Below are 24,017 nucleotides of genomic sequence, written 5' to 3' on the forward strand. Positions count from 1 at the left end.
GAACTGGGATGCACTGACATGCGCCTAGATGCGCTCACATTTTGAAGATAGGCCACCAGATAGGCGACCAAATCACGGCCTTCTACGGAGTATCGTTCGCTCTTCCCAGCGGTCCGCTGCGCGCCGTCTCTGTACACGAAGCCAGTATGAAACGCGGTGCCTCAAGGGAACCCTTTCGGTCGCCTCCAGGTCCTCGCTCATGCTCCTCTGGAAGCTCAACATCATCCTGCCCAACAGCCCTCGACTCGTTTTGTAGGCATCCATGTTCCCGGCTATTGCGGCATCGTGACATGCGCGCCGCAACTCTTCCACTAGCCGAAGGTTTGTTTTGACTTGGCTGGCCGCGATCAGCTCTAACCTGGCGTTGGATGTGTCCGTAATATCCTTCAAGCTGTCACCTCTGGATGTCTTCCGTTTTGTGACAGCAGCATCCAAGTCACCAATCGCTGCGTTGACCTGACGAAGGATGTTCGTGTAGGCCTCAACCTTCTGGTTCCGCAGCCATTGCTTATGCTCTGTCGTCCTCGTGAGCCTGGCGCCCACCCAAGCGCCGGCCAAAGCAGTCAGGACTGGCACTAAGATCCACCACCACTGACCCTGCTTTATGAGTTCATCCATGCCCAAAAGTAAGCCCTGACGATTGCCGAGTGGAAGTAACCCTGACGATTGAAGACACGGTCGGCGAGCAAGGCTCCGTCAGTGCTATTGGACCTGACTATGAGACTGCCCTTGCGGCAGCGCGCGCCTTGGTCCCTGAGGACTGTAAGGCCCTCTCCATCCGGACTGACGGCTGAAAGACAAACAGACCCCCGCAGCACCTATACAAGGAATGCGGGGAACCGTTACGCACGGGAAAACCGGAAACGCGATAGCGAGCACTTCACCGGGGCTAGTCTGAGACTTCGCAACGTAAGGAGTACGCATGGCCAGGAAACCGTCAAACTTCGAGTGGATAGGGTTCACGAAAGGGCAGCTCGAACTGCTGGACTTCCTTGACTTCCTCGGCAACAACGGATGGGACCGGAACGGGCAAACTGAAGAACTAATGCCTAAACTCTTGGCGGACTGCGCAAAAGAGGGATTGTCGATTGACCAGGTGATGAAAGCCATGATGTCTATCGGTTACGACCGGCGAGCGGTCCACCAGATCAGGCGCTGGGAGAGCAAGCGGCTCACCGGCAAACTCGGTAAGTAGGTCCCCGCCATGGCAATGCTTGGCGGGACCCTAGGCTGCGGGCAATACAGCTACTTCCAGTCCCACCCGGACGTGACTTGGTGGACACCTCCACTGCTGTCCACAATGATCGTGCACTTATACGTGCTGTCATGCTCCACGCCATCAACGTCCAGCGCGCGCATCTCGCCGTTGACCCAGTAAGGATAGCCTCCATTCCGTGGATCGTTCGAAGCCTTATCGACGGACGTTGACTTGAAGCTGGGGGTTGAACCGGACGGGAGCTTGTCCTGAATGGACTCATGGCAGGCATCCCGGGCAGCGTCCGGAGCCTTGGCGTAGGAGCGGGCAACAAACGAGCTGATGCCGACGATGACCAGCGCGAGAACAATCAAGATGATTGCCGCCTTCTTGTACTTGGCCGCGGCGGGGATGCGTTCCACAGTGGCGGTGCCGTCGGCCCACTCGCTCGTCCTGCGGTAGCCCGCATACTTGACGTGGTTGTCAGCCGCCTTCGGGGTGTCAGCAGTCCGCTTCTCATAGACGACCTTGCCCTCCGCGTCCGTAATAGTGATCGGCCGTGTGGTAGCCACGCTGCCGCCGCCGAATCCTTGCACGTCTCGTTGTCCAGGTTCGCCGAGTACTGCCGTGAGCGGACGCTGCTTCTGTTCCATGGTGACTCCCCCAGGGTTTTGAGTGATGCGGGTGGGGTCATCCTATGATGAGGGCGTGGAAGTAAAGCTAAGCTACGAAACGCCAACGGCGAGCAGGGGGCTCGTTAGCGCCTTCGGCCCTATCTACGAGGAGGCGCTGGCTGCCGCTCGCGTTCTCGTCCCCGAGGACTGCAAGCTGCTCTCAATCCGCAGGGGCTAAAGCAACCCTCCTGGTAAGGGTTCTCGCCAGCTTCGCGACTCGGCACCCCAGTTAGCGCCCGATTGCATGGGGGAACTCACGTCGGATGATGCCCAGGACCTCTCCGACAACCTCACGGATGTTCTTGTAGGGCAGATGAACTATGCCGTGGATGTTGGAAAATTCGCTAACACCATCCTCCATGACGAGGATTGCCCGCTTGAGGCCCAGGCGGCCTTGGAAGAAGCCCACTTCGTGTACCACGTTTTCGCGGGCCCTGACCGAACCGTCAGCCTGCTCATCCTCCGCTGTGAGAATGATGATGGCCAGTGTGTTGGTGCGCGCCATCCCATCAATGACCTCGGGGATTGTGTAGCCGGCGCGAGGCTTAGTCTCGAAAGTTTCAACTTCAAACCCATGGTGTTCGTGGAGGGCATCTTTTAGCGTGCGCCAATCGTGCGACCGGCCGTGGCCGATGAACACCTTGACCGGCGGAACCTTTAGTGGTTATAGGGCCTGCCATCTTCGAGCCGTTCCCAAATATCAACGTGAGATCTCCAGATTACTTCGCCGGGAACGTTCTTGAGCATTACCTCGACGGCCTCCCGAATGACGCTCTCCGGGAAGAACACGCGCTCGAACTTCTCTCTTCTCTCCAACTTCAACCTCAGACTCTCGTAGGTGCTAGCTACGAATACTACCGCCGGGCCTGTACCCGGCCTTACCTACGACAATGGAGTCCCCCAGTCTCTCTGAGGAGAGCGGGGGCCTACATTCTTTAGAGCGGAGAGTTACCGTCGATGAACCGGCCGCCGCCCTAATCGACGGGGCGAGGTATGGGAGACTCATTGGCCTGACGGAAGTACAGACCTTTGGCTTCAGGCATCGAGCACTTAGGCCACCAAACAGGCCATCAAGCTCCAAAGAGGTAGCTTCTCGGGTAGCAAGAGAAAGACCTCCGAATCCCTCTAGTCTCAAACGATTCGGAGGTCTTTTCGTCTGTGCCCCAGGTGGGACTCGAACCCACAACACGCGGATTTTAAGTCCGCTGCCTCTGCCAATTGGGCTACTGGGGCGCCCGGACCATGGTATCCCAGCTAGAGCCGGTTGAAGGGACCGGCGTAGCGGAAGGTGCCACGGACGTCGTCGGGCCATTCCGGCAGGGTGAGTAGCTGGAAGTGTTCGCCCCAGGCCGCTTCAGGGGGCTGGACCCCCAATGAGGTGGCCGGCACGTACCCGAAACGAGGGTAATAGAGAGGGCTGCCGAGCAAAGCGATCCCGGGTTCACCCGCCGCAGTGGCGCGGGCGGCGGTTTCACGCATGAGGGCGGAACCGACGCCGCGGCGCTGGAACGGTGGAAGAACGCCGATGGGCCCCAAGGCAATGAGCTCCAACTCCCCCACCCAGCCGCGGGTACTGATGGCATGACCCACAATGTCGCCCCCGATCTCGGCAACGATGCTGAACTCCGGAAGGTACTCGCTGCACTCAAAGAGCTCCCGCAGCAATCCAACTTCAATCGGCGTGCCCTCAACCGGCTCGCCGGTCACCGGTGAGATGGAGAACGCCCGGGCCGTGAGCTCCAGGATCTCTTCCCGGTCCTCGGGCCGTTCGGAGCGCAGGACCACGCCGCGCGCCAGAAGCCGCAGCACATCCATGGCCCTGCCGGCGTCTGCCATTGGCACCAGGAGGTGATCGTGATGGAAACCGGCAAGGACGTTGCAACTGATTCCCGCGTGCGTCAGTGCAGCGCTGACGGCTGCGGTGAAGCCCACGGCCTCCAAGGCGGAATGGACCTGCAACGTGATCCAGGTAGCCACAAAGTCGTAGCTCAGGCCCAAGGAGTCTGCTTCATCGCGGTGAAGGACAACCGTCAGGCCTTCAGCCTCCCGAACGGCCGCTTCGATGCCACCCTCCAGCGGCCGGCCGTGCGGCCACAGGGCATACACATAGTCGCCGTCGCGGGCTACGGGATGGAGGGACTCCAAAAGGGTTTTCAGATCGGTTTCACCGGACATGAGGACAGTCTAGGGGCAGCAGTGGAGCGCACTCCTTAAAACGCAGACGGTTAAACGCCGACGGCGGCCACCCCCTCAAGGGGACGGCCGCCGTCGAACGTGAACTACTTGGCGTCAGCAGTAACCGGAGTCTTGACGTCCTCAGCAGCCGGCTTGGCTTCCACCGGAGCTGGAGCCGGAGCAGCAGCGGGCTTGGGAGCCGGAGTAGCCGCAGCCACGAAGGCACCGCGCGGGTTGTCCAGGTCCATCAGCTGCGTGGTGTCGCGACCAGCGAAGAAGGCCAGGATCCATCCGAAGACCACACGGAACTTGCGCTCCACCGTGGGCATGGCCATGCCGTGGTAGCCACGGTGTGCCAGCCAGGCGAGGCCGCCCTTGAGGCCGATGCGGCCGAGCAGGTTGATGTTGGCAACACCCTTCCACTCGCCGAAGCCGGCAACAGCACCGAGGTTCTTGTGCTTGTAGTCGTGCAGCGGCTTGTCCCAGCGGGAGGCCCAGAGGTTCTTGGCGAGCTTCTTGGCCTGACGCAGTGCGTGCTGGGCGTTGGGGACGCAGGTGCCGTCCGGCAGGCCCTTGCCCGTGAGGTCCGGAACAGCGGCGATGTCGCCGGCTGCCCAGGCGTTCTCCACAATGCCTTCGTCGCCGGCGATGCGGAGGTCCGGGAGGACGCGAACGCGGCCACGCGGTTCCAGCGGGAAGTCCGTGGAGCGGATCATCGGGTTGGCCTGCACGCCGGCAGCCCATACCAAGGTGTCAGCTTCAACTTCACCGGCGGGGGTCTTGTCCGGGAGGTTGATCAGCTTGAGGTTGCCCTCGGCGCTGTCCAGGGAAGTGTTCAGGAGTACTTCGATGCCGCGGCTGCGGAGGTGCTCCACAACCCACTCTGCCTGCGAAGCGGTGACCTCGGGCATGATGCGGCCCATGGCTTCCACCAGGATGAAGCGGACTTCTTCCTGGCGGATGCGCGGGTTGTTCCGCACAGCTGCACGGGCGAGGTCTTCCATTTCGGTGAGGCATTCGATGCCGGCAAAACCGCCACCGACAACAACGAAGGTCAGTGCCTTGGCGCGTTCTGCGGGGTCAGTCATGGTGGAAGCGGATTCGATGCGCTCCAGGACCTTGTTGCGCAGTGCAACGGCTTCCTCGATGGTCTTCAGGCCAATGCCCTTGTCCGCGAGGCCCTTGATGGGGAAGGTACGGGTGATGGCGCCAGCTGCGATCACGACGTCGAAGTACGGGATCTCGAAGTTCTCGCCGCCATCGGACGGAGCGATCACCGCAGTGCGGTTTGCGTGGTCGATGCTGGTGACGCGGCCCTGGATGAGCTCAGTCTGCTTGAGGTGCTGACGGTGGGAGACGACGGCGTGGCGTGCCTCGATGTTGCCGCCGGCAACTTCCGGAAGGAAGGGCTGGTAAGTCATGTACGGCAGTGGATCCACGACGGTGACGATGCCACCTGCATTCGCGATCTTCTTCTGCAATTTGAGGGCTACGTAGAGGCCGACGTAGCCGCCGCCGACGACGAGAACCCGGGGACGGTCAATGAGCTCAGGGGTGGTTGCCATAACTCCAGAGTACCGTACTTTGTGAAAATCTTCACTAACTACTTCCGGGCGGGAGGATCCACCTTCACAAGGGCTCCGGTTTCGGGCTCTTCGGGCACCGCGGGCGGGTTCTTTGAAACCCTTCGCAGCTGAATGGCCGCACCCGCTACCAAGGCAACGAACAGGGCGCCAAAGCCGAGTACGACGGCGGCTGGAAGGGCGTCGTCAACGGTAGCCGGCGTCTTCGCAACAGGGACGGTCGGATCAGCAAGCGTGGGGGCGGCGCTGGTAGGACTTGCCACCGGCGCCGGCTCAGGCTCGCTGAAGACACCGCGGCGGTGAACGCGGATCCAGTCCCCGATGGAACCCAACGGGTTGGTGCTGGTGACAGGAACATCGTTCTTCAACGCCGCCTCAGCGTTGAGGATGCCGTAACCATAAATCGGGTCTTTGCCCGGAGCGCCAGCATCCTTGGCGGTGCTGACAATCCTGTTGATGACCTGGGTGGCGCTCATCTCCGGCCACTTGGAACGGATGAGTGCGGCCACGCCCGAAACGATGGGCGCTGCTCCGGACGTTCCTGCCCATTCGGCATAAGAGCCTCCAGGGATGCCGCCCACCAGGTTCTCCGCCGGGGCTGCCACTCCGATGCTGATGCCCTGGGATGAAGAATCGACGCTGGCGCGCCCCTCGCCGTCGAGCCCGGCTACCGTGAGCACGCCGGGGATGGTTGCGGGGGCTCCAACCTGGATGTTGCCACCCACCCGGTTTCCCGCGGCGGCAACGATCACTACATCCTTTTGCTCCGCGTAAAGGAACGCTGCGTCCCAACTCTGCGGCCAATCGGGCGACGTGCTTCCGAGTGAAATGTTGATGACCTTGGCGCCGTTATCAACCGCCCAGCGCACGGCCTCCGGTATCTGTTCCTGGTCGGTTTTTCCAGCCGGGTTGGGCGAGCCGAGCCAGGTTGAGACGGCAAGGATCTCCGCTTCGGGTGCGACACCCGTGATTCCGTCCGGTCCCCCGGCAGGCGGAGTGCTTGGTGGCGGTGGCGGCGTTGGAGCCGCTGATGTAGACGAGGACGGCGACGCTGACGGAGGCGGAGTGGGCGTGGTGTGGCCGCGCCCGGCCAGCATGGTGGCCACCAGCGTGCCGTGCTCGGTCTTGGCGCCAATGCTCTTTTGCCCGTTGGGGGCTCCGGCGCCAGAAACATCCGTCCCTCCCACCACCGCTCCCTTAAGGTCAGGGTGGCTTCCGTCAACACCGCTATCAATAATCGCGACCTTGACTCCAGCGCCCTTGGACACCTGCCAGGCGTTGGTGACTCCCGACTCCTTGAGCCAGTACTCCTTGTCCCGCCAAGCATCCGCGTTCGCGGCCGGAGCCGACAACAGCGCACCTGCCAGCGTCCCGCCTGCCAGGATGGCGGCAAGCGCGGCGGAGAGGGTGCGTCGGTGCCGCAATGTCATTGGCCGTCCCGGATGCTCAGGGCGATGCCGTCCAGGATGTCGTGTTCGCTGGAGACGGCTGCGCGGATGGTCCCGTTGCTGACAGCAGCCAAACGGCCCAGGATGCGGCGCCATACCAAAGCTCCCGCTCCGATGACGTCCACGCGTCCCGGGTGCATGTACGGAAGGGCTGCCCGTTCATCGCGCGTCATTTCCAGCAGGCTGGTGCACGCATCGGTGATGGTTTCCAGGTCCAGCGAAGCGCCGTGGATGCGGTTGGGTTGGTATTCACTCAGGCCCAGCGCGTGCGCGGTGATGGTGGTGATGGAACCGGCAACGCCCACCACAGCCGTGGCGCGGTCCAGTGGCACCGTCAGCGCGGCGAGATCAAGCGCGGCGTCGACGTCGGCCTCTGCAGCGGTGATTTGAGCAGCACTAGGCGGATCGTTGCGAAGGTGACGTTCAGTGAGCCTGACGCAGCCAATGTCAACGGAGCGTGCCGCAATAACGCCATGGGAGTCGCCCAGGACGAATTCGGTGCTGCCGCCGCCAAGGTCCACCACCAGAATCGGGTTGTTTCCCTCCGCCGGCAGGACACTGCTTGCTCCGGCGAAGGACAGGGCAGCTTCCTCGTCGCCGGAAATCACCTCGGGCTGCACGCCTAGCACTTCCCTGATGCCGTCCACGAAGACTTGGCGGTTCCGGGCATCGCGGGTGGCCGACGTGGCCACGAAGCGGACAGGCCCTGCGCCGTGCACCTTGATCAGTTCCGCGTAGTCTCGCGCCGCAGCGAACGTCCGTTCCAAGGCTTCAGGGGCCAGTTCACCCGTTGCGTCAACACCCTGCCCAAGCCTCACCACGCGCATTTCCCGCACGACGTCGGTCAGAGGACCCGTTGCCCCCTGGGCTGAGGCCTCAAGTGAGGCGTCGGCGATGAGGAGGCGGATGGAGTTGGTTCCGCAGTCAATCGCGGCTACCCGGCTCACGCGGTGCCCTCCTGATCGTTTTCGGACTCGATCTTCGACTTCCGAACCGGCGCGGGCCGGCCCACGATGTCCGGCAGTCCTTGCGGGCCGTGGCGGCTCAAGTCCCGGGAAGGAGCCTCGCCGGCAGTGTCCCAGGCGCCGTCGCAATAGCAGCGGTCCTTGGTCCACCACTCGGTGATGGCGGCCAGGGCTTCATCCCCCAGCGGATTGACTCCCGGCCCGGCAGCCAACGAGTGACCCACCAAGACATGGAGGCACTTCACGCGGGTGGGCATTCCGCCGGCAGAAATGCCGTCAATCTCCGGCACCGCGCCGGTGCCGGAGCGGCCAGCGATGTCGTTACGGGCCTGCAGGTAGGCTTCATGGGCGCCCTGGTAGGCGCCTGCCAACTCCTGATCGGCGGTCAGCCGCTCATTCATCTCATTCATCAGCCCGCCCGCTTCAAGCCGCGACACTGCGGAAGTGATGACGGGATGGGTCAGGTAGAACGTTGTGGGGAAAGGCGTTCCGTTGCTGAGCCTGGGAGCCGTAGCCGCAACCAAGGGGTTCCCGCAGACGCACCTCGCCGGGATCTCCACAACGTCCCGGACCGGCCGTCCCAACTGGCGGCTCAGGACCTCAAGATCGTGTGCTGACGGCTGGCGGGTTTCCTGCGGCACGGCTGCCGTGTTCTCTACCACTTGCGCTGCCAACCTTCCTGCCCCTTTTTGTCACGTCCCATGCGGACACGACGGCGGCGGGCACCGCGTCTAGTCAGTTGCCGATCGTCTGATTGACTCCCAGAGAGCATCCACCCAGGGCAGATTTTCCGGGTTGGCCGACGATCCGGAGCCGGTGCGGCCACCTGGTGTGCCGGCGGCTTCTTCTCCCCCAAACACCCAGTAACCTGTTTCACCCGGCATAACCATGTTAATGCGGTCCCGGGCCTGCTGTTTCACGTAGTTGGGATCCTGCCACCGGGAAATCTGCTTGTTCAGCTCTGTTTGCTCGGCTTTCCTCCCGGCAATTTCTGCTTCCAGCGCCGAAATCTCGGCGCGTTTCTCCAGGAAGATCTTCACGGTGGGGGCCAGCAGAATAGTGATGGCAATCATCACCACAGCCAGTGCGAGCATCCTGCCGGAGAACGCTTTTGCCGGTACGGGGTCGAGGTCGCGGTCATCCTTGGAAGTGCCTGGTTTTCCGGAAACCTGGCCCTTGTCCGGTGACTTAGTGTCCGCGACTTTGTAGGAAATCCCCGCAGGTTTCCTGCCTGCCGCATTCTTGCCGCCAGTTGAAGATTTACTGGTGGCCGCCGCTTTGCCGCCAACCGTCGTCGACGTCTTTGACGTTGCACGCTCGCCGCCGAACTCGGCCTTGATGACCTCAGCACCGTCGGATCCCTTGCCGGCAGCGCCCTGGGAACTTGCGCCCTCACCGGAACCACCGGGCGGGCGGCTGCCACTGGAGGGACGGCTGCCACTGGGCTGGCTGCCAAGGGCGTCGGCCCTGGGTACCTTTGGACGACGGGTGGCCATGACACTCCTGTAATGCCCGGTGCTTGCCTGGCGGTTTGCTGCGCTTGCTGTTTCTGACCTGGCCCGCGTTAAACAGAACCGGACTTAAACAGAACCGGCGGCCATGGTCTTTCCACCATAGCCACCGGTTAGCTGTTTTCGCTGAAGGCTAGCCCTTGAAACGCGGGAATGCGCTGCGGCCGGCGTAGCGTGCGGCGTCGTCGAGTTCTTCTTCGATGCGCAGCAGCTGGTTGTACTTGGCAACGCGCTCGGAGCGAGCCGGGGCACCGGTCTTGATCTGGCCCGCGTTGGTGGCAACCGCGATGTCAGCAATGGTGGTGTCCTCGGTTTCGCCGGAGCGGTGCGAGGTGATGGTGGTGTAACCGGAGCGCTGGGCCAGGGAAACGGCGTCCAGCGTCTCGGTCAGGGAACCGATCTGGTTGACCTTGACCAGCAGGGAGTTGGCCGTAGCGGCGTCAATGCCCTGCTGCAGGCGGACCGGGTTGGTGACGAAGAGGTCATCGCCCACCAGTTGTACCTTGTCACCGATGGTGTCGGTGAGGGTCTTCCAGCCTTCCCAGTCGTTCTCGTCCAGCGGGTCCTCGATGGAAACCAGCGGGTAGTCGGCAACGAGCTCAGCGTAGTAAGCGCTCATCTCGGTAGCGGAAAGTGCTTTGCCTTCGAACTGGTAAGCACCGTCCTTGTAGAACTCCGACGATGCAACGTCCAGCGCAAGGGCGATGTCCGTGCCCGGGGTGTAGCCGGCGTTCTTGATGGCTTCCTGGATCAGGTCCAGTGCAGCGCGGTTGGACGGCAGGTTGGGGGCGAAGCCACCTTCGTCACCGAGGCCGGTGGAGAGGCCCTTTTCCTGGAGGACAGCCTTGAGGTTGTGGTAAACCTCAACGCCCCAGCGCAGGCCTTCGGAGAAGGTCTCGGCACCGATCGGGGCGATCATGAATTCCTGGATGTCAACATCGGAGTCGGCGTGCGAGCCGCCGTTGAGGATGTTCATCAGGGGAACGGGCAGGACGTGGGCGTTCGGGCCGCCCAGGTACTTGTACAGCGGCAGGTCAGCAGAAGCTGCGGCAGCGTTGGCAACGGCCAGGGAAACACCCAGGATGGCGTTGGCGCCGAGCTTGCCCTTGTTGGGCGTGCCGTCCAGGTCAATCATGGCCTGGTCGATGCTGCGCTGGTCAGTGGCGTCGAAACCAATCAGGGCCGGGGAGATCTCGTCGATGACGGCGTCAACAGCCTTCTGGACACCCTTGCCGAGGTAACGGCCCTTGTCGCCGTCGCGGAGCTCAACGGCCTCGTGTTCGCCGGTGGAGGCACCGGAAGGAACTGCTGCGCGGCCGATCTGGCCGTCGGAGAGCAGGACCTCAACTTCTACGGTCGGGTTTCCGCGGGAATCAAGGATCTCGCGTGCGTGGATGGCATCGATAAGCGCCATGGATGTGCTCCTTATGGGCAAATTACAGGAATGAGGAGGGAAATTCTCAACGTCCTCGTCGCTACTAGCGTAGTCCAGAGTGGCTTAGGTTACGGCACGGCTTCCAACAGTTCACGTCATGAAGGCCGGGCCTGGGTGTTCTGAAACGATCGAACCGCGGCACGGAGGGCCCGTTCGGCGTCGAGTCCTTGCTCCCGGGCACCGGCGACGACGGCGAGCAACAGCTCACCAAGCGCCTCTTCCGAGGCCGGGACGGCAGCAAGTCCGACGGCGGCCAGCGCACCTTGGGCGTCAACGTTCAACCCAGCTTCGACGTTCAACCCCGCATTGACGTCCAGCCCTGCGCGGGCTGCCCTGTCCAAGGACTTCTGTGCCGCTGCCAACGCAGGAAGGTGCGGCGCAATGCCTTCAAAGGGATCCGAGCGCTCCGGCTTCTCCGCGCGTTTGGCAGCGTCCCATTTGATGATGATTTCCTCGACGCTGGCCGGGAAACTCTCCTGCAGGGAACCGTCCGCCTTGAAGACGTGCTGGTTGCGTCGGATCATCTTGGCGTTGATGCCCCGGGCTACGGCAGCGAAATCAAAGCTGCCGCGCTCCTCGGCGAGCCGGGCGTGAAGCACTACTTGAAGCAGCACATCGCCCAGCTCGCCGCGGAGTTCATCGTCAACTGCGCCGGCCTCGATCGAGTCCACTACTTCGTAGGCTTCCTCGATCAGGTATTCCACCAGCGACTCGTGCGTCAGCGCACCCATCCAGGGGCAGTGCTCACGCAGCGCCGCGATGGTCCCCAGCAGCTGGTCCAGCGGAGAGTTAGCCGAGGTTGGCGTAGGCATCGTTGATGTACTCAACCAAGGCTTCGCGCTCGTCCAGCGGCAGGAAGGCTGCCTCTGCGGCGTTGAGCGTCAGTTCCAGCAGATCATCGAGGTCGTAGTCAAAGGTTTCCACCAGGAGCTCGAACTCATCCGTGAGGGTGACACCACTCATGAGGCGGTTGTCTGTGTTGATGGTGACGTTGAAGCCGAGTTGGAAGAGCATGTCCACCGGGTGGCTTTCGATGCCGTCGCCAAAGCCGGAAATTGCACCGGTCTGGAGGTTGGACGACGGGCAGATTTCCAGGGCGATTCCACGGTCGCGGACCCAAGCCGCCACGCTGCCGATGGTCACCATGCCGATGGTGTCCTCGCCGTCGTCGTCCGAGTTGTCCTCGAACTCCACCGAGATGTCCTCGGCGATGCGCACGCCGTGGCCCAGGCGCAGGGCGCGCCCATCCACCAAAGCGGACTGGATGCTCTCCAGGCCGGCGGCTTCACCGGCGTGGACCGTCGCCGGGAAGTTATTCTCGGCCAAGTAGGTGAAGGCGTCCTTGAATCGGGACGGCAGGAAGCCGTCTTCGGCCCCGGCGATATCGAAGCCAACGGCGCCGTTGGCGCGGTGGCGGACGGCGAGCTCGGCGATTTCCTGACCGCGGTCGGCGTGCCGCATGGCAGTGATGAGCTGCCCCACCTGGATCTGCTGGCCACGTTCTTCAGCGGACTCCATGCCGGCTTCAAGGCCCGTCTGGACTGCTTCAACAACTTCGTCCAGGGTCAGGCCCTGCTGCAGGTGCTGTTCGGGAGCCCAGCGGACTTCGCCGTAGACGACGCCGTCCTCGGCCAGGTCTTCCACGAATTCCTTGGCGACCCGGAACAGGCCTTCCTTGGTCTGCATGACGGCGACGGTATGGTCGAACGTTTCGAGGTAGCGGACCAGCGAACCGGAGTCGGCGGATTCGCGGAACCATTCGCCCAGCGCCACAGGATCGGTGGAGGGCAGTGTGTGGCCGGCGGCCTCGGCCAGCTCGATAATGGTGGCCGGGCGGAGTCCTCCGTCCAGGTGGTCGTGGAGGGAAACCTTGGGCAGGCTCTTCAAATCGAAGTCAAGGGCAGGGGCAGCGTCAAGAATGGGCTCAGTCACGTACCAAGACTAGCGTCCGACGGCTCAGCTGCGGGTACTTCCTTGGCTGCGGGCACTTCCTTGGCTGCAGCCTCTTCGCGGGCCAGGTCCTTCTTTTCAAGGTACTTATGCCACCAGCGAAGGGCATGGTCCACCACGATGCCAAGAACCACCGCGAACGCCACGGCAATTCCGACGCCCAGGAGCGGGTTGTGGTGCACCCACTGGCCAGCGAGCAAGCCAATACCGATGGAGTATCCAACCCAGGTGATGCACGCGAAAGCGTCCAACCAGAAGAAGGTCCGGTGGCGGAACCCCGTTTGTCCAGCCACGTAGTTAACGGCTACGCGGCCCCAAGGAATGTACCGGGCCGTAAAAATAAGGACCGCGCCGCGCTTGTCCAGCTCATACTGCGCCCAGGCAAACATCTTCTGGACCTTGGGCCTGCGCATCCACTTCCAGCGGGTGAGGCCGATCTTTCGGCCCAGCATGTAGGCCATATTGTCCCCGGCCATGGCGCCCACCAGTGCGGTGGCTCCCAGAATCCAGAGGTTGGGTTCTCCGCTGTGAAGGGACAGCGCCGAGAGGCCAACAATGGCTGTTTCGCTGGGAAGGATGGTGGCAAATCCGTCAATGAAGAAGAAGACCAGGAGTACCGGGTATATCCAGGGCTGCCCGGCTGCATGCTCGAGCATTTGGTTCAAAAACTCCACGCGACGGTAGCTCCTAGACGAATATGACTTGACGATGTGACCGAAGTCGCTCTAGTGTCCCACGGCCGGGACGTCGTTCGCTACGTCCCAGCCAAGGGATCACACGCTTAACGCTATAGGTGCTGATAAGGTGCCGTCGTCAACCGCCGGGCTGATCTTCCGGGGCCGGAAGCGTCATACCGTGGGTGGAGTCGGGGCGTCTTCCTCAGGGATGTTCTTGCCGTCCAAGGGCACGGATCCCCGGACCTTGCTGATGATCCGATCAATGATGACTCCAAGGATCACAGCTACCACGATCGCTATGACGGCGCCCAGGAGGTGGTTGTCCTCAAACCAGACACCAAAGAAATAGCCAAGGATCACCGAATACGTGGCCCACAGGACGGCCGACATGGCGGTGAGGGCAACGAAGCGCCGGTGGTGGAAGTGCGTGGCGCCGGCTGTCAGGTTGACGGCCACCCTGCCAATGGGAATGAAGCGGGCCACCATGATCAGCGAGGCCGAACGCCGTCGAAGTTCCTTGCCGGCCCAACGGAAGGCGCCCTGCATCCGCTGCGTGCGCATCCAACGCCAGCGCTGGATGCCGATGCGTCGGCCGATGATATACGCGATGTTGTCCCCGGAGAATGCCCCCAGGGCCGCCATCAAGCCCAGCAGCCACACGTTGGGCGCACCACTGCTTCCTGAAACAGCACTCAGGCCCACCACCACGGATTCGCTGGGGATGGGCGGGAAGAAGCCATCTATCACGCAGCAGGCCAATACCAGGAACAACACCCATGGCTGCTCCGCTGCGGCAAGGATGAAATCGTTGATGCCCTGCACGGTTTCCTTACGGTAGCCGGCTCCCCCACAGGCGCCGGATGACTGGTGTCCCGGGCCATCCTTGGCGAACGGCCCGGAACACTTAAGCCTAGGCGATGCGGTCGATGATGAGCTGATGCGCCGGGCGTGAACCCTCAGGCGCGATCACCACGGCATTCTGGAGCGCTTCCTTGGCCCGTTCAAACTTCTCCGGGGTGTCCGTCAGGAGCGTCATGAGCGGCTCCCCTGCCCGGACCAATGCTCCGGGCTTGGCGTGCATGCGGACGCCTGCCCCGGCTTGAACCTGGTCCTCCTTGCGGGCACGGCCGGCTCCGAGGCGCCAGGCGGCAACACCAACCGAAAGCGCATCAAGCTCCACCAGGACACCGTCTGCCGGAGCGTAGAGAACCTCGGACTCCTTTGCCACCGGAAGCGCAGCACGCGGGTCTCCACCCTGTGCTTCGATCATCCGGTTCCAGACGTCCATCGCACGGCCGTCCCTCAGGGCTGCCGCAGGATCGGCGTCGTGGATACCGGCACCGGCCAGCATCTCCTCGGCCAGGCGGACGGTCAACTCGACGACGTCTTCCGGACCGCCTCCCGCAAGGACCTCCACGGACTCCTCAACTTCGATCGCATTTCCGGCCGTCAATCCCAAGGGCGTGGACATATCCGTGATCAAGGCGACGGTGTGCACACCGGCGTCCTTGCCCAGAGCCACCATGGTTTCGGCAAGCTCGCGGGCCCGTGCTTCATCCTTCATGAAAGCGCCGGAGCCTACCTTCACGTCCAGCACCAAGGAGCCCGTTCCTTCAGCGATCTTCTTGCTCATGATCGAGGAAGCAATCAGCGGGATGGCTTCAACAGTTCCGGTGACATCACGCAAGGCATAGAGCTTCTTGTCCGCAGGCGCCAGCCCCGAGCCTGCCGCACAAATCACCGCACCCACGTCCTGCAGTTGAGCCATGATTTCGTCGTTGCTCAGATTGGCGCGCCATCCCGGAATCGCCTCAAGCTTGTCCAGGGTGCCGCCCGTGTGGCCCAGTCCGCGGCCTGAGAGCTGCGGAACCGCGACGCCGAACACGGCCACCAGGGGGGCCAGCGGCAGCGTGATCTTATCCCCCACCCCACCGGTGGAGTGTTTGTCGCTGGTAGCCTTCCGGCCGCCGTCGGGCGTTGTCAGGGACGAAAAGTCCATCCGCTCGCCCGAGGCGATCATGGCGGAAGTCCACCGCGAAATCTCACCACGGTCCATGCCGTTGAGCAGTATGGCCATGTTCAGTGCGGCCATCTGTTCCTCGGCGATCACGCCACGGGTGTAGGCATCAATGGTCCAGTCGATCTGCTCTGGAGTGAGCGTGCCCTTGTCCCGCTTGATGGAAATGATCTGGACGGCGTCGAACGCTTCGGTGCTGGTCACGTGGTTTCCTCCAGATGTTCGGGACCAAAGGCGTCAGGCAGTACCTGGTCCATGGATTTGATTCCCTGAGTTGTCATGAGCTGCATTCCGGGTGCCCTGAATTCATAGAGCAACTGACGGCACCGCCCGCACGGCATGAGGATGTTGCCTTGGCCATCCACACAATAGAACGCTGCGATCCTGCCGCCGCCCGTCATGTGAAGCTGGCCAACCAGCGCGCATTCGGCGCAGAGGGTCAGCCCGTAGCTGGCGTTCTCCACGTTGCAGCCGCTCACAATCCGGCCGTCCTCGGTGAGGGCAGCAGCCCCCACCGGGAACTTCGAGTACGGCGCGTACGCATTCTGCATGGCCTTCTTTGCCGCCTCTTCCAGAGCCTGCCAATCGACGTCATTCGCCGGCATGGTCAACCCTTCACGTACGGTATGCCGCTTGCGGCCGGTGGCCGCGACTTACCCACCAAACCGGCGACGGCGAAGATGGTCACCAAGTACGGCAGCATGGCCATGAACTGGCTCGGGACCGGGGTACCGATAATGCCAATGATCGATTGCAGGTTGTACGCGAAGCCGAACAGCAGTGAAGCCAGGAAGGCCCCAATGGGATTCCAACGGCCAAAGATCAAAGCCGCCAAGGCAATGAAGCCTCGGCCACCGGAAATGTCCTTGGTGAACGTGTCGATGGTCACCAGGGTGAACACGGCACCACCGATGCCCGCAATGGCACCTCCCAAGGTGACATTCCAGAAGCGGGTGGCGTTGACGTTGATACCCAGGGTGTCAGCAGCCTGCGGGTGCTCACCGACGGCGCGGACGCGCAGGCCCCAGCGGGTCTTGAACAAACCGAACCACACCACGGCCACGGCAATGTACATGAGGTAGCCGGCAATGGACTGCTCGAACAGGATCGGGCCAATGATGGGGATGTCCGAAAGAAGCGGGATGGGCAGGATGTCGAGGCGTCCCGGGGTGTTGAACTGCTCCTTGTTGGGAACCATCAACGTGCCGTACAGGAAGCCCGTGATACCGGACACCAGCACGTTGAGGACAACGCCCACAATGATCTGGTTGACCAGGTACTTGATGCTGAAGACCGCGAGGACCATGGACACCGCGGCACCGGCAGCGGCCGCCGCGATCAAGCCGATATAAGGGCTGCCCGTCATGGTGGCTACCAGTGCAGCCGTGAAAGCACCGCCAAGGAGTTGGCCTTCAATGGCGATGTTCACCACGCCCACCCGCTCACAGAGCACGCCTGAGAGGGAACCGAAAACCAAAGGCACCGCCAGCGTTACCGAACCGGCAACGAGGCCGGCCAGCGAGATGGAAGGTTGGCGGGCACCTGCGACGATCCACACCAGCAAGGCAAACACGAACACCACGGCGAAGGCGATAGGCAGCCACTTGGGTGACCGCTCACCCTGCGTCCAGAGATAAATGGAATAAGCGGCCATGGCCAGGAGCAGAATGCCGAAAACCACACCGCCCACCTGCCCCGGAATCATCAGTGCAGGGACGGCAACGGCGTCTCCGGCATCGCTGATCTTCATCTCGGCCGTCTGGTCCGGGCCAAGGAAGCCGAAGAAGACCAAGGCCACGAGCGCCAGGATTCCGAGCGAGAGCGGCACTTTCATGGAAGGCCGGAACGCCGGCAGGGCCGTTGAACCCGGCTTTGGAGCGGTGGTTGTCGCGCTCATTTGGCACCTCCGGAGGCGTTGACCAGGGCAGCCTTGGGAGCCGCTTTTGGTGTCTTGTTCTTCTTCTTGGGCTCAAGCCGGAAGATCGACTTGATGAGCGGCGGTGCTGCGATGAAAAGGACGATCAGGGACTGCACCACCAGCACGATGTCGATAGGCGTTCCCGTCTGGATCTGCATCTGAACTGCACCTGCACGGAAAGCTCCGAACAGCAGGCCCGCAAAGAACGTCCCCCACGGTGTACTGCGTCCCAGCAGGGCAACAGTGATGGCATCGAAGCCGATCTGGGCCGCGACGCCGCCGGTCAGTACCTTCTCCGTACCGGCCACCTGAGCAATACCACCAAACGCGGCAAGGGCACCGGCCATGGCCATCACCAGGATGGTGGCGCGGGATACCTTGACACCCGCGGTCCGTGCCGCGACGGGATTGGCACCAACGGCGCGGAACTCAAAGCCGATGGTGGAGCGGTTCAACAGCCACCACACGCCGTACGTCAGTGCAATCGCCACAAGGAATCCCACGTGGAGCCGGGATCCGGGGATGAGGACGGGGAACGTTGCCGATTCGTCGAGGCGAGGCGAAATGGGGCTGCTGTCCCCCGGACGCCGGAACGCCGCAGTGTTCAGCAGGAAGTCCAGCAGGAACAAGGCCACATAGTTCAGCATGATGGTCACAATGACCTCATGCGCGCCGGTGCGTGCTTTGAGGATGCCCACAATGGCACCCCAGAAAGCACCGCCCAGGACGCCCATGATGATGACCACCAGGAGGTGCAAGCCGAATGGCAGATGCCAGGCGAACCCCACGTAGGCGGCGAGCGTGGCGCTGATGATGATCTGGCCCTGGGCGCCGATGTTGAACAGGCCGGCGCGGAATGCCAGTGCAACACCCAACCCGGCGCAGATAAGGGGTGTCGCCACCGTCATGGTCTCCAGCAGTGGCTGCAGTCCCTGCCGCGGGTTGAAGATTGACCCCTGGAAAAGCGCAACATAGCTCTCGGTCATGGCTGCCCACAACGCACTCAGGAAGTCCGTGGGCCGGGCAAAGAGATAGCCTGCGGTTTTGGCAACCTGGGCGTCCGTGCTGGCGATCAGCAGGCCACCCAGGAAGAGGGCAACAATGACGGCCAGGACAGAGACAAAGCCGTTGCCCATCACAATCCGGCGGACGAGGCTGCTCGACTGCGGTCCTGAGCCTCCGCTTTGGGAAGACACCGGCACAATGGAGGGCTCCAGCATGCCGCCTGCGGTATCGAGTGAGACATCCGCCGCACGGAGGTCCGCCGTGGACAGGTCCTCAGCGGGCAGTTCTTCAGCGGGCTGGTCTTCAGCGGGCTGGGCGGGTGTTTGCTCGTTCTTGGACTGATTGTTCTCAGTCATCGGAGCCTCCTTCAGGGCCGACGCCGGCCATCATCAAGCCGAGGGTGTCGCGGGGTGTTCCAGCAGGGACGATCCCCACGAGCTTGCCCTTGTACAGGACGGCAATCCTGTCTGCGAGCTCAATGACCTCATCAAGTTCGGTGGAAACGATCATGACCGGGGTTCCGACGTCGCGCTCGGCAACGATGCGCTTGTGCAGGAACTCGATGGAACCAACGTCCACGCCACGGGTCGGCTGGCTGGCGATGAACAACCGCAGCGGACGGGACAGCTCCCGGGCCATGACCACTTTCTGCTGGTTGCCTCCGGACAGTGTCCCGGCAGCCGAGCCCGCGGACGGCGTACGGATATCAAACTCTTCAATCTTGGCTTTGGCATGCTCGGCAACCTTGGCCGGCTTCATGCTGATCCCGCTGGCAAACGGCGCTTGGTCGTACAGGTCCAGCACCAGGTTCTCAGCCACGGAGAAGGGACCAACCAGCCCATCCACTGTTCGGTCTTCCGGAACAAAACCAACGCCCGAACGCAGGACGTCCTTCACGGGCAAGCCCAGCAGTTGCTTCCCGTCCAACGTCACCGAACCAGTGACGTGGTCCTGAATGCCCAGGATGGCTTCGGTGAGTTCCGTTTGGCCGTTGCCTTGGACACCCGCGACGGCCAGAATCTCGCCTTGTGCGATGTCGAAGCTGATCCCGTCCACCACGTTGGTGCCGTTGGCTGCACGCACTGTCAGGTTCTCCACCATGAACGTGGTTTCCTTACGCTGCGCGGGGGCCTTGTTCAGGCTCAGGCTCACGGGCCGGCCCACCATCATGGAGGCCAGTTCAGTGGCTGATGCCGTGGGTGGAGCATCCCCCACTACTTTGCCGCGGCGGATGACGGTGATGACGTCGGACACAGCTTTAACTTCACGCAGCTTGTGCGAAATGAAAACGATGGAGGTTCCGCCGGCTTTGAGCTGCCGCATGATGTCCAGTAGCTCGTCGGTTTCCTGCGGCGTCAGCACGGCCGTGGGCTCGTCCAGAATGAGGACTTTGGCTTCACGCACCAACGCTTTGATGATCTCCACACGCTGTTGGACGCCCACGGGGAGATCCTCCACCAGCGCGTCAGGATCGACGTCGAAGCCGTACTTGTCTGAAATCTCCCGGATCTTCTTCCGGGTTTCTTCGATGCTGAGGACTCCGCCGAACATGGTGGGTTCAGCACCGAGGGCCACGTTTTCGGCCACGGTGAAGACGGGGACGAGCATGAAGTGCTGGTGCACCATGCCGATGCCGGCCGCCATGGCGTCACCGGGTCCGCGGAAATTGACCAGCTGGTCGTCTACCAGGATTTGGCCTGCTGTGGGCTCATACAGCCCGTACAGCACGTTCATGAGGGTTGATTTGCCGGCACCATTTTCGCCGAGGAGGCAATGGATTTGGCCGGATTCGACCACGAGGTCGATGTCTTGGTTGGCGTAGAAGGTCCCGAAGGCTTTCGAGATCCCCTTCAATTCGAGTTTCACAACTCCCACCGTTCTGTGAGTCCGAGGGACGGCTGTACTGCTCCAAAGCCACTGGCTTTGAGGCCCAGCGTAGTCAGGGCAAAAACGCGCCGCCAGTACCGGGGCTCGGTACTGGCGGCGCGTCCGGGAATTGCTTACTTCTTGGGGCTCGATTCGGACTCGACAACCAGCTTGCCGGACACAATGTCCGCCTTCAGGGCATCGAGTTCGGACTTGGTCTCGGCCGAGACTGCGGAGTCAAGATCATGGAACGGAGCGATGGCAACGCCGTCGTTCTCCAGCGTGCCGACGTAGGCCTCGTTGTTGAACTTGCCGTCCTTATCGTCCTTCACTACGGCTTCAACGGCCTCGCCCATCTGCTTCACCACGGAGGTGAGCATGAGGTCCTTGTACTCGGGAGCGGTGAGGTACCCGTCGGAGTCAACCCAGATCAACTTGACGTCCTTGCCGGCCGCCTTGGCTTCCTTCAGTGCAGCGCCGGCACCCTTACCAACCGGTCCGGCTACGGGCATGATGATGTCCGCGCCCTGGTCCAGAAGGTTGATGGTGACCTGCTTGCCGGTGTCCTGCTTCTCGAAGTCGCCCGTGAACGAGCCGTCCTTGGTGTTCTTGTCCCAACCAACAACCTGGACGGACTTGTCCTTGGCCTTGTTGTACGCCTGGACGCCATCGTAGAAGCCATCCATGAAGATGGTGACCGTGGGGATCTTGATACCACCGAAGGTGCCCACCTTGCCGGTCTTGGTGGTGGCGGCAGCTGTGTAACCTGCCAGGAAGGCGGCCTGCGCCGTGTCGTAGACAATCGGCTTGACGTTGGCGATCGGAGCTTCGTAGGTGTAGTCGACGATCGCGAAGTGCTTGTCCGTGTTCTTCTCGGCGGCAGCCTTGGTGGCGTCACCCAGGAGGAAGCCGACAGTAACCGTCAGGTTGCAGCCAGCGGAGATCATCCCGTTGAGGTTGGTCTCGAAGTCGCTGTTGGCCTTCGATTCAGCCGACCTGACCTGGATTCCAAGTTCCGTTTCAGCCTTCTTGAGGCCCTCGAACGACGATTGGTTGAAGGACTGGTCATCGAATCCGCCGGAGTCCGAAACGATGCATCCAAGGAAATCGCTCTTGGTGGCCGTGCCGGAACCAGCGTCGGGAGCCTGTCCACAACTGGTCAGCAGGAGCGCTGCCGCACCGAGAGTGGCAACACCGGCCATTGAACCGCGCTTCAGGGTGGCACGCAGTGGTTTCTTCAATTTTCCTCCAGGAAGAAAGTGATTGGCGCTACGACGGATGGTCAATGAGTGTCCGTTTCCTAAACCTGAGGCAGAAATTCTGTTTTCACTGATGCTCGCAGCTGCGCCGAAGCGCATTGATGAAACCACACTAGTGGCCTGGAACACACCCAGCTACCACAAATGATCACTCCAGGTCAGATTGTTGACCTTTTGTTACCAAGCAGTAGCCAGGTGTGCAAGTCACAAGCGACTCACCTGTGGATTAGAGGCGAACCAGCATCTTTCCCGTGTTCGCGCCATCCAGGAGGTCCATGAACGCTTTCGGCGCATTCTCCAAGCCATCCACGATTGTTTCGTCGTAGCTGACGGACCCGTCGGCCAGCCAGCCGGCCATCTTCTGAGCGAATTCAGCGGCGTGCTGTCGCTGCCGGCCCACCAGGAATCCGCGCAGGGTCAGCTGCTTGCCGATCGCCACTGCCAGGTTCCGCGGCGCCACCGGGGGCTCCGTGGAGTTGTACTGCGCGATGGCACCACACATGGCTACGCGCCCGCCAACGGTAAGAGTGGCAAGGGCTGCCTCGAGGTGCTCGCCGCCGACGTTATCGAAGTACACGTCAATGCCGCGCTCCCCCGCTGCTGCCTGCAGCTGCTCCAGCACCGGAGCGTCGTTGTAGTTGAAGGCGGCATCGAAGCCGAGCTCCAGCAGCCGGGCAACCTTCTCCGGCGATCCTGCACTGCCGATGACCTTGGACGCGCCCATGGCCTTGGCGATCTGGCCAACCATCGAGCCCACCGCACCTGCAGCGCCGGAGACGAACACCACCTCGCCTTCCTTGAATTCGGCAACCTTCAGCAAGCCGGCATAGGCGGTCAGGCCGGTCATGCCCAGCGCTCCAAGGAACGCCGAAGTCGGGGCCAGCCCGGACGGGACCGGCGTAGTCGCCGCGGCGTCCACTACCGCATGCTCACGCCAGCCGAGTTGATGCACGACGACGTCACCCACCTTGTGCGCGTCCGAACGGGACGCGATCACCTCACCTACCGCACCGCCGTCGAGCGCTGCATCCAGGCGGAACGGAGCCGAGTAGGACTTGACGTCATTCATGCGCCCGCGCATGTAGGGGTCCACGGACATGAACTGGTTCTTGACCAGAATCTGACCGTCGCCGAGCTCGGGGAGCTGCGCTGCCGCCAGCCGGAAGTTCTCCGGAGCCGGACGGCCCACGGGGCGGGAGGCGAGCTGGATTTCGCGGGTTTCTGTGGCGACGGCGCTCATGCTGCGAACTCCACGAGCTTGAGGTCTACGGCCATGTTGCCGCGGGTTGCGTTGGAGTAGGGGCAAACCTGGTGCGCTTTGTGCATCAGCTGCTCGGCAGTTTCACGGTCCAGGGCGGGCAGGGCGATTTCCAGTTCAGCAGCGAGGCCGAAGCCCTCACTGTCGGTCAGCGCGCCGATGTGGATCCTGGCTGCGACGGCCGAGTCGGTCAGGTCCACGCGCTCCTTGCGGCCCACCAGGCGGAGAGCGGAGTGGAAGCAGGCGGCGTAACCGGCAGCGAACAGCTGCTCAGGGTTGGTGCCTTCGCCGTTGCCACCCAGCTCCTTGGGGCTGGCAAGTGCGACATCCAGCTTGCCGTCGTTGGTGCGGGCGTTGCCGTCGCGGCCTTCGCCGGACGCCAAGGCCTCGGCTGTGTAAAGAGTCTTCATGGTGTTTCCGTTCTCTTTGGGAAGGGATATCCCGGGATTTTCCGGGAGGTCTGTCAGAGTGAGCTGTTCAGCGCCGCCGTGAGTTTGCCGAGCGTGGCGTGCAGCTGCCCGATTTCCTCGGCAGATAGGCCTGCAGCGTCAGCGAGGCGTTGGGGCACGGCCTGGGCTCGGGCACTCAAGGCGGTGCCTGCGCCGGTCAGGACCACGTCCACCCGGCGCTCATCCTCGGCCGAGCGGTGGCGTTCCACCAGTCCCATGGCCTCAAGGCGCTTGAGCAGGGGCGACAAGGTGCCGGAGTCCAAGCCCAGTTCCGCACCGAGTTCACGGACGCTGCGCGGTTCCTGCTCCCAGAGCACCAGCATCACCAGGTATTGCGGGTACGTCAGGCCGAGGTCCTCCAGCACGGGGCGGTAGACCGCCGTCGCCGCCTTGGACGCCGAGTACAGCGCAAAGCAGACCTGGTGGCGGAGGCGGGGTGCATCACTCATGACTAAAACGATAGTGCACAATTCAATTGTGCACAACTCATCTAGCCTCATGCACCCAACTAAGTAGCAGTTGAGGTCGTTCTGAGCTGGCGGTTTCTAGCGGTTATCGCAACAGGAAGGTTCTGATCATCTCATTGGGGGTGCAGAAGTCGAATCGTTGGCGGGGTCTGTCGTTGAGTTCGT

25 protein-coding genes and 1 tRNA gene are annotated in these 24,017 nt (G+C 62.4%); 2 read left to right on the plus strand and 24 right to left on the minus strand.

Features of this window, described 5'->3' with window-relative positions:
* Positions 1-72 precede the first annotated feature (72 nt).
* Entirely contained in the window at positions 73-618 is a 546-nt protein-coding gene (locus ACIQH5_RS10975) for a hypothetical protein (RefSeq protein ID WP_400403031.1), read from the minus strand.
* A 29-nt stretch (positions 619-647) separates the two neighbouring features.
* On the opposite strand from ACIQH5_RS10975, the gene ACIQH5_RS10980 reads away from it, so the two are divergent.
* Complete coding sequence (locus ACIQH5_RS10980) at positions 648-794, plus strand: hypothetical protein (protein ID WP_400403033.1); 147 nt, start codon at positions 648-650, stop codon at positions 792-794.
* A 128-nt stretch (positions 795-922) separates the two neighbouring features.
* Positions 923-1,195, plus strand: a complete 273-nt coding sequence (locus tag ACIQH5_RS10985; RefSeq protein ID WP_400403035.1) for a hypothetical protein — start codon at positions 923-925, stop codon at positions 1,193-1,195.
* A gap of 50 nt (positions 1,196-1,245) precedes the next feature.
* Here ACIQH5_RS10985 and ACIQH5_RS10990 read toward each other — a convergent pair whose 3' ends face one another.
* The 23 genes from ACIQH5_RS10990 to ACIQH5_RS11100 form a co-directional block, all read right to left on the minus strand.
* A complete protein-coding gene (locus ACIQH5_RS10990; protein ID WP_400403038.1) occupies positions 1,246-1,848 on the minus strand; it encodes a hypothetical protein in 603 nt (200 codons plus the stop codon).
* Between the two features lie 250 nt (positions 1,849-2,098).
* A complete protein-coding gene (locus ACIQH5_RS10995) occupies positions 2,099-2,509 on the minus strand; it encodes a TIR domain-containing protein (RefSeq protein WP_400403041.1) in 411 nt (136 codons plus the stop codon).
* A 519-nt stretch (positions 2,510-3,028) separates the two neighbouring features.
* Positions 3,029-3,102: transfer RNA gene (locus tag ACIQH5_RS11000), tRNA-Leu, on the minus strand.
* A 21-nt stretch (positions 3,103-3,123) separates the two neighbouring features.
* Positions 3,124-4,044, minus strand: coding sequence for an N-acetyltransferase (locus tag ACIQH5_RS11005; protein WP_400403044.1), 921 nt, complete (start codon positions 4,042-4,044; stop codon positions 3,124-3,126).
* A gap of 104 nt (positions 4,045-4,148) precedes the next feature.
* Positions 4,149-5,609 carry an NAD(P)/FAD-dependent oxidoreductase gene (locus tag ACIQH5_RS11010; protein WP_400403047.1) on the minus strand — a complete coding sequence of 487 codons (1,461 nt, stop codon included), beginning with the start codon at positions 5,607-5,609 and terminating at the stop codon, positions 4,149-4,151.
* A 38-nt stretch (positions 5,610-5,647) separates the two neighbouring features.
* Complete coding sequence (locus ACIQH5_RS11015; protein WP_400403049.1) at positions 5,648-7,057, minus strand: S8 family serine peptidase; 1,410 nt, start codon at positions 7,055-7,057, stop codon at positions 5,648-5,650.
* The gene (locus ACIQH5_RS11020; protein WP_400403051.1) at positions 7,054-8,022 is read right to left on the minus strand and encodes an exopolyphosphatase; all 969 of its coding nucleotides are present in this window, start codon (positions 8,020-8,022) and stop codon (positions 7,054-7,056) included. The genes ACIQH5_RS11015 and ACIQH5_RS11020 overlap by 4 nt, the downstream gene beginning before the upstream one ends.
* Positions 8,019-8,702 (minus strand): DUF501 domain-containing protein, encoded by a 684-nt coding sequence (locus ACIQH5_RS11025; RefSeq protein ID WP_400403054.1) that lies wholly within the window; start codon positions 8,700-8,702, stop codon positions 8,019-8,021. The genes ACIQH5_RS11020 and ACIQH5_RS11025 overlap by 4 nt, the downstream gene beginning before the upstream one ends.
* Positions 8,703-8,771: 69 nt before the next feature.
* Positions 8,772-9,536 (minus strand): septum formation initiator family protein, encoded by a 765-nt coding sequence (locus ACIQH5_RS11030; protein WP_400403056.1) that lies wholly within the window; start codon positions 9,534-9,536, stop codon positions 8,772-8,774.
* Between the two features lie 148 nt (positions 9,537-9,684).
* Positions 9,685-10,965: a phosphopyruvate hydratase gene (gene eno, locus ACIQH5_RS11035; protein WP_231342452.1), complete on the minus strand. Its 1,281-nt coding sequence runs from the start codon at positions 10,963-10,965 to the stop codon at positions 9,685-9,687.
* A 116-nt stretch (positions 10,966-11,081) separates the two neighbouring features.
* Complete coding sequence (locus ACIQH5_RS11040) at positions 11,082-11,798, minus strand: MazG nucleotide pyrophosphohydrolase domain-containing protein (RefSeq protein WP_400403058.1); 717 nt, start codon at positions 11,796-11,798, stop codon at positions 11,082-11,084.
* Positions 11,776-12,918, minus strand: a complete 1,143-nt coding sequence (locus ACIQH5_RS11045; protein WP_400403060.1) for an adenosine deaminase — start codon at positions 12,916-12,918, stop codon at positions 11,776-11,778. Before ACIQH5_RS11045 ends, ACIQH5_RS11040 begins: the two co-directional genes overlap by 23 nt.
* Entirely contained in the window at positions 12,915-13,592 is a 678-nt protein-coding gene (locus tag ACIQH5_RS11050) for a DedA family protein (protein ID WP_400403091.1), read from the minus strand. Before ACIQH5_RS11050 ends, ACIQH5_RS11045 begins: the two co-directional genes overlap by 4 nt.
* Positions 13,593-13,784: 192 nt before the next feature.
* A complete protein-coding gene (locus ACIQH5_RS11055; RefSeq protein ID WP_400403062.1) occupies positions 13,785-14,435 on the minus strand; it encodes a DedA family protein in 651 nt (216 codons plus the stop codon).
* A gap of 88 nt (positions 14,436-14,523) precedes the next feature.
* Positions 14,524-15,834 carry a thymidine phosphorylase gene (locus ACIQH5_RS11060; RefSeq protein WP_062066877.1) on the minus strand — a complete coding sequence of 437 codons (1,311 nt, stop codon included), beginning with the start codon at positions 15,832-15,834 and terminating at the stop codon, positions 14,524-14,526.
* Entirely contained in the window at positions 15,831-16,235 is a 405-nt protein-coding gene (locus ACIQH5_RS11065; protein ID WP_400403065.1) for a cytidine deaminase, read from the minus strand. The genes ACIQH5_RS11060 and ACIQH5_RS11065 overlap by 4 nt, the downstream gene beginning before the upstream one ends.
* A gap of 2 nt (positions 16,236-16,237) precedes the next feature.
* Positions 16,238-17,527: an ABC transporter permease gene (locus ACIQH5_RS11070; protein WP_062066872.1), complete on the minus strand. Its 1,290-nt coding sequence runs from the start codon at positions 17,525-17,527 to the stop codon at positions 16,238-16,240.
* Positions 17,524-18,909, minus strand: coding sequence for an ABC transporter permease (locus tag ACIQH5_RS11075; RefSeq protein WP_400403067.1), 1,386 nt, complete (start codon positions 18,907-18,909; stop codon positions 17,524-17,526). Before ACIQH5_RS11075 ends, ACIQH5_RS11070 begins: the two co-directional genes overlap by 4 nt.
* Positions 18,902-20,419 carry an ABC transporter ATP-binding protein gene (locus tag ACIQH5_RS11080; protein ID WP_400403070.1) on the minus strand — a complete coding sequence of 506 codons (1,518 nt, stop codon included), beginning with the start codon at positions 20,417-20,419 and terminating at the stop codon, positions 18,902-18,904. The genes ACIQH5_RS11075 and ACIQH5_RS11080 overlap by 8 nt, the downstream gene beginning before the upstream one ends.
* A 134-nt stretch (positions 20,420-20,553) precedes the next feature.
* Positions 20,554-21,621: a BMP family protein gene (locus ACIQH5_RS11085; RefSeq protein ID WP_400403093.1), complete on the minus strand. Its 1,068-nt coding sequence runs from the start codon at positions 21,619-21,621 to the stop codon at positions 20,554-20,556.
* A gap of 283 nt (positions 21,622-21,904) precedes the next feature.
* Positions 21,905-22,918: an NADP-dependent oxidoreductase gene (locus ACIQH5_RS11090; RefSeq protein ID WP_400403073.1), complete on the minus strand. Its 1,014-nt coding sequence runs from the start codon at positions 22,916-22,918 to the stop codon at positions 21,905-21,907.
* Complete coding sequence (locus ACIQH5_RS11095; protein ID WP_062066863.1) at positions 22,915-23,346, minus strand: organic hydroperoxide resistance protein; 432 nt, start codon at positions 23,344-23,346, stop codon at positions 22,915-22,917. The genes ACIQH5_RS11090 and ACIQH5_RS11095 overlap by 4 nt, the downstream gene beginning before the upstream one ends.
* Positions 23,347-23,399: 53 nt before the next feature.
* Positions 23,400-23,834 carry a MarR family winged helix-turn-helix transcriptional regulator gene (locus ACIQH5_RS11100; protein WP_400403075.1) on the minus strand — a complete coding sequence of 145 codons (435 nt, stop codon included), beginning with the start codon at positions 23,832-23,834 and terminating at the stop codon, positions 23,400-23,402.
* Positions 23,835-24,017: the final 183 nt, after the last annotated feature.

It is taken from the genome of Paenarthrobacter sp. NPDC091711 (assembly GCF_044756605.1).
Lineage (GTDB): Bacteria > Actinomycetota > Actinomycetes > Actinomycetales > Micrococcaceae > Arthrobacter.

What these genes read in the sequence shown, in the direction of transcription:
- ACIQH5_RS10985 (WP_400403035.1), top strand. Translation starts at nt 923, where the DNA reads ATGGCCAGGAAACCGTCAAACTTCGAGTGGATAGGGTTCACGAAAGGG.
- ACIQH5_RS11050 (WP_400403091.1), bottom strand. Translation starts at nt 13,592, where the DNA reads ATGCTCGAGCATGCAGCCGGGCAGCCCTGGATATACCCGGTACTCCTG.
- ACIQH5_RS11090 (WP_400403073.1), bottom strand. Translation starts at nt 22,918, where the DNA reads ATGAGCGCCGTCGCCACAGAAACCCGCGAAATCCAGCTCGCCTCCCGC.
- ACIQH5_RS10975 (WP_400403031.1), bottom strand. Translation starts at nt 618, where the DNA reads ATGGATGAACTCATAAAGCAGGGTCAGTGGTGGTGGATCTTAGTGCCA.
- ACIQH5_RS11040 (WP_400403058.1), bottom strand. Translation starts at nt 11,798, where the DNA reads ATGCCTACGCCAACCTCGGCTAACTCTCCGCTGGACCAGCTGCTGGGG.
- ACIQH5_RS10990 (WP_400403038.1), bottom strand. Translation starts at nt 1,848, where the DNA reads ATGGAACAGAAGCAGCGTCCGCTCACGGCAGTACTCGGCGAACCTGGA.
- ACIQH5_RS11075 (WP_400403067.1), bottom strand. Translation starts at nt 18,909, where the DNA reads ATGACTGAGAACAATCAGTCCAAGAACGAGCAAACACCCGCCCAGCCC.
- ACIQH5_RS11030 (WP_400403056.1), bottom strand. Translation starts at nt 9,536, where the DNA reads ATGGCCACCCGTCGTCCAAAGGTACCCAGGGCCGACGCCCTTGGCAGC.
- ACIQH5_RS11005 (WP_400403044.1), bottom strand. Translation starts at nt 4,044, where the DNA reads ATGTCCGGTGAAACCGATCTGAAAACCCTTTTGGAGTCCCTCCATCCC.
- eno (WP_231342452.1), bottom strand. Translation starts at nt 10,965, where the DNA reads ATGGCGCTTATCGATGCCATCCACGCACGCGAGATCCTTGATTCCCGC.
- ACIQH5_RS11095 (WP_062066863.1), bottom strand. Translation starts at nt 23,346, where the DNA reads ATGAAGACTCTTTACACAGCCGAGGCCTTGGCGTCCGGCGAAGGCCGC.
- ACIQH5_RS11015 (WP_400403049.1), bottom strand. Translation starts at nt 7,057, where the DNA reads ATGACATTGCGGCACCGACGCACCCTCTCCGCCGCGCTTGCCGCCATC.
- ACIQH5_RS11100 (WP_400403075.1), bottom strand. Translation starts at nt 23,834, where the DNA reads ATGAGTGATGCACCCCGCCTCCGCCACCAGGTCTGCTTTGCGCTGTAC.
- ACIQH5_RS11070 (WP_062066872.1), bottom strand. Translation starts at nt 17,527, where the DNA reads ATGAGCGCGACAACCACCGCTCCAAAGCCGGGTTCAACGGCCCTGCCG.
- ACIQH5_RS11010 (WP_400403047.1), bottom strand. Translation starts at nt 5,609, where the DNA reads ATGGCAACCACCCCTGAGCTCATTGACCGTCCCCGGGTTCTCGTCGTC.
- ACIQH5_RS11065 (WP_400403065.1), bottom strand. Translation starts at nt 16,235, where the DNA reads ATGCCGGCGAATGACGTCGATTGGCAGGCTCTGGAAGAGGCGGCAAAG.
- ACIQH5_RS11085 (WP_400403093.1), bottom strand. Translation starts at nt 21,621, where the DNA reads ATGGCCGGTGTTGCCACTCTCGGTGCGGCAGCGCTCCTGCTGACCAGT.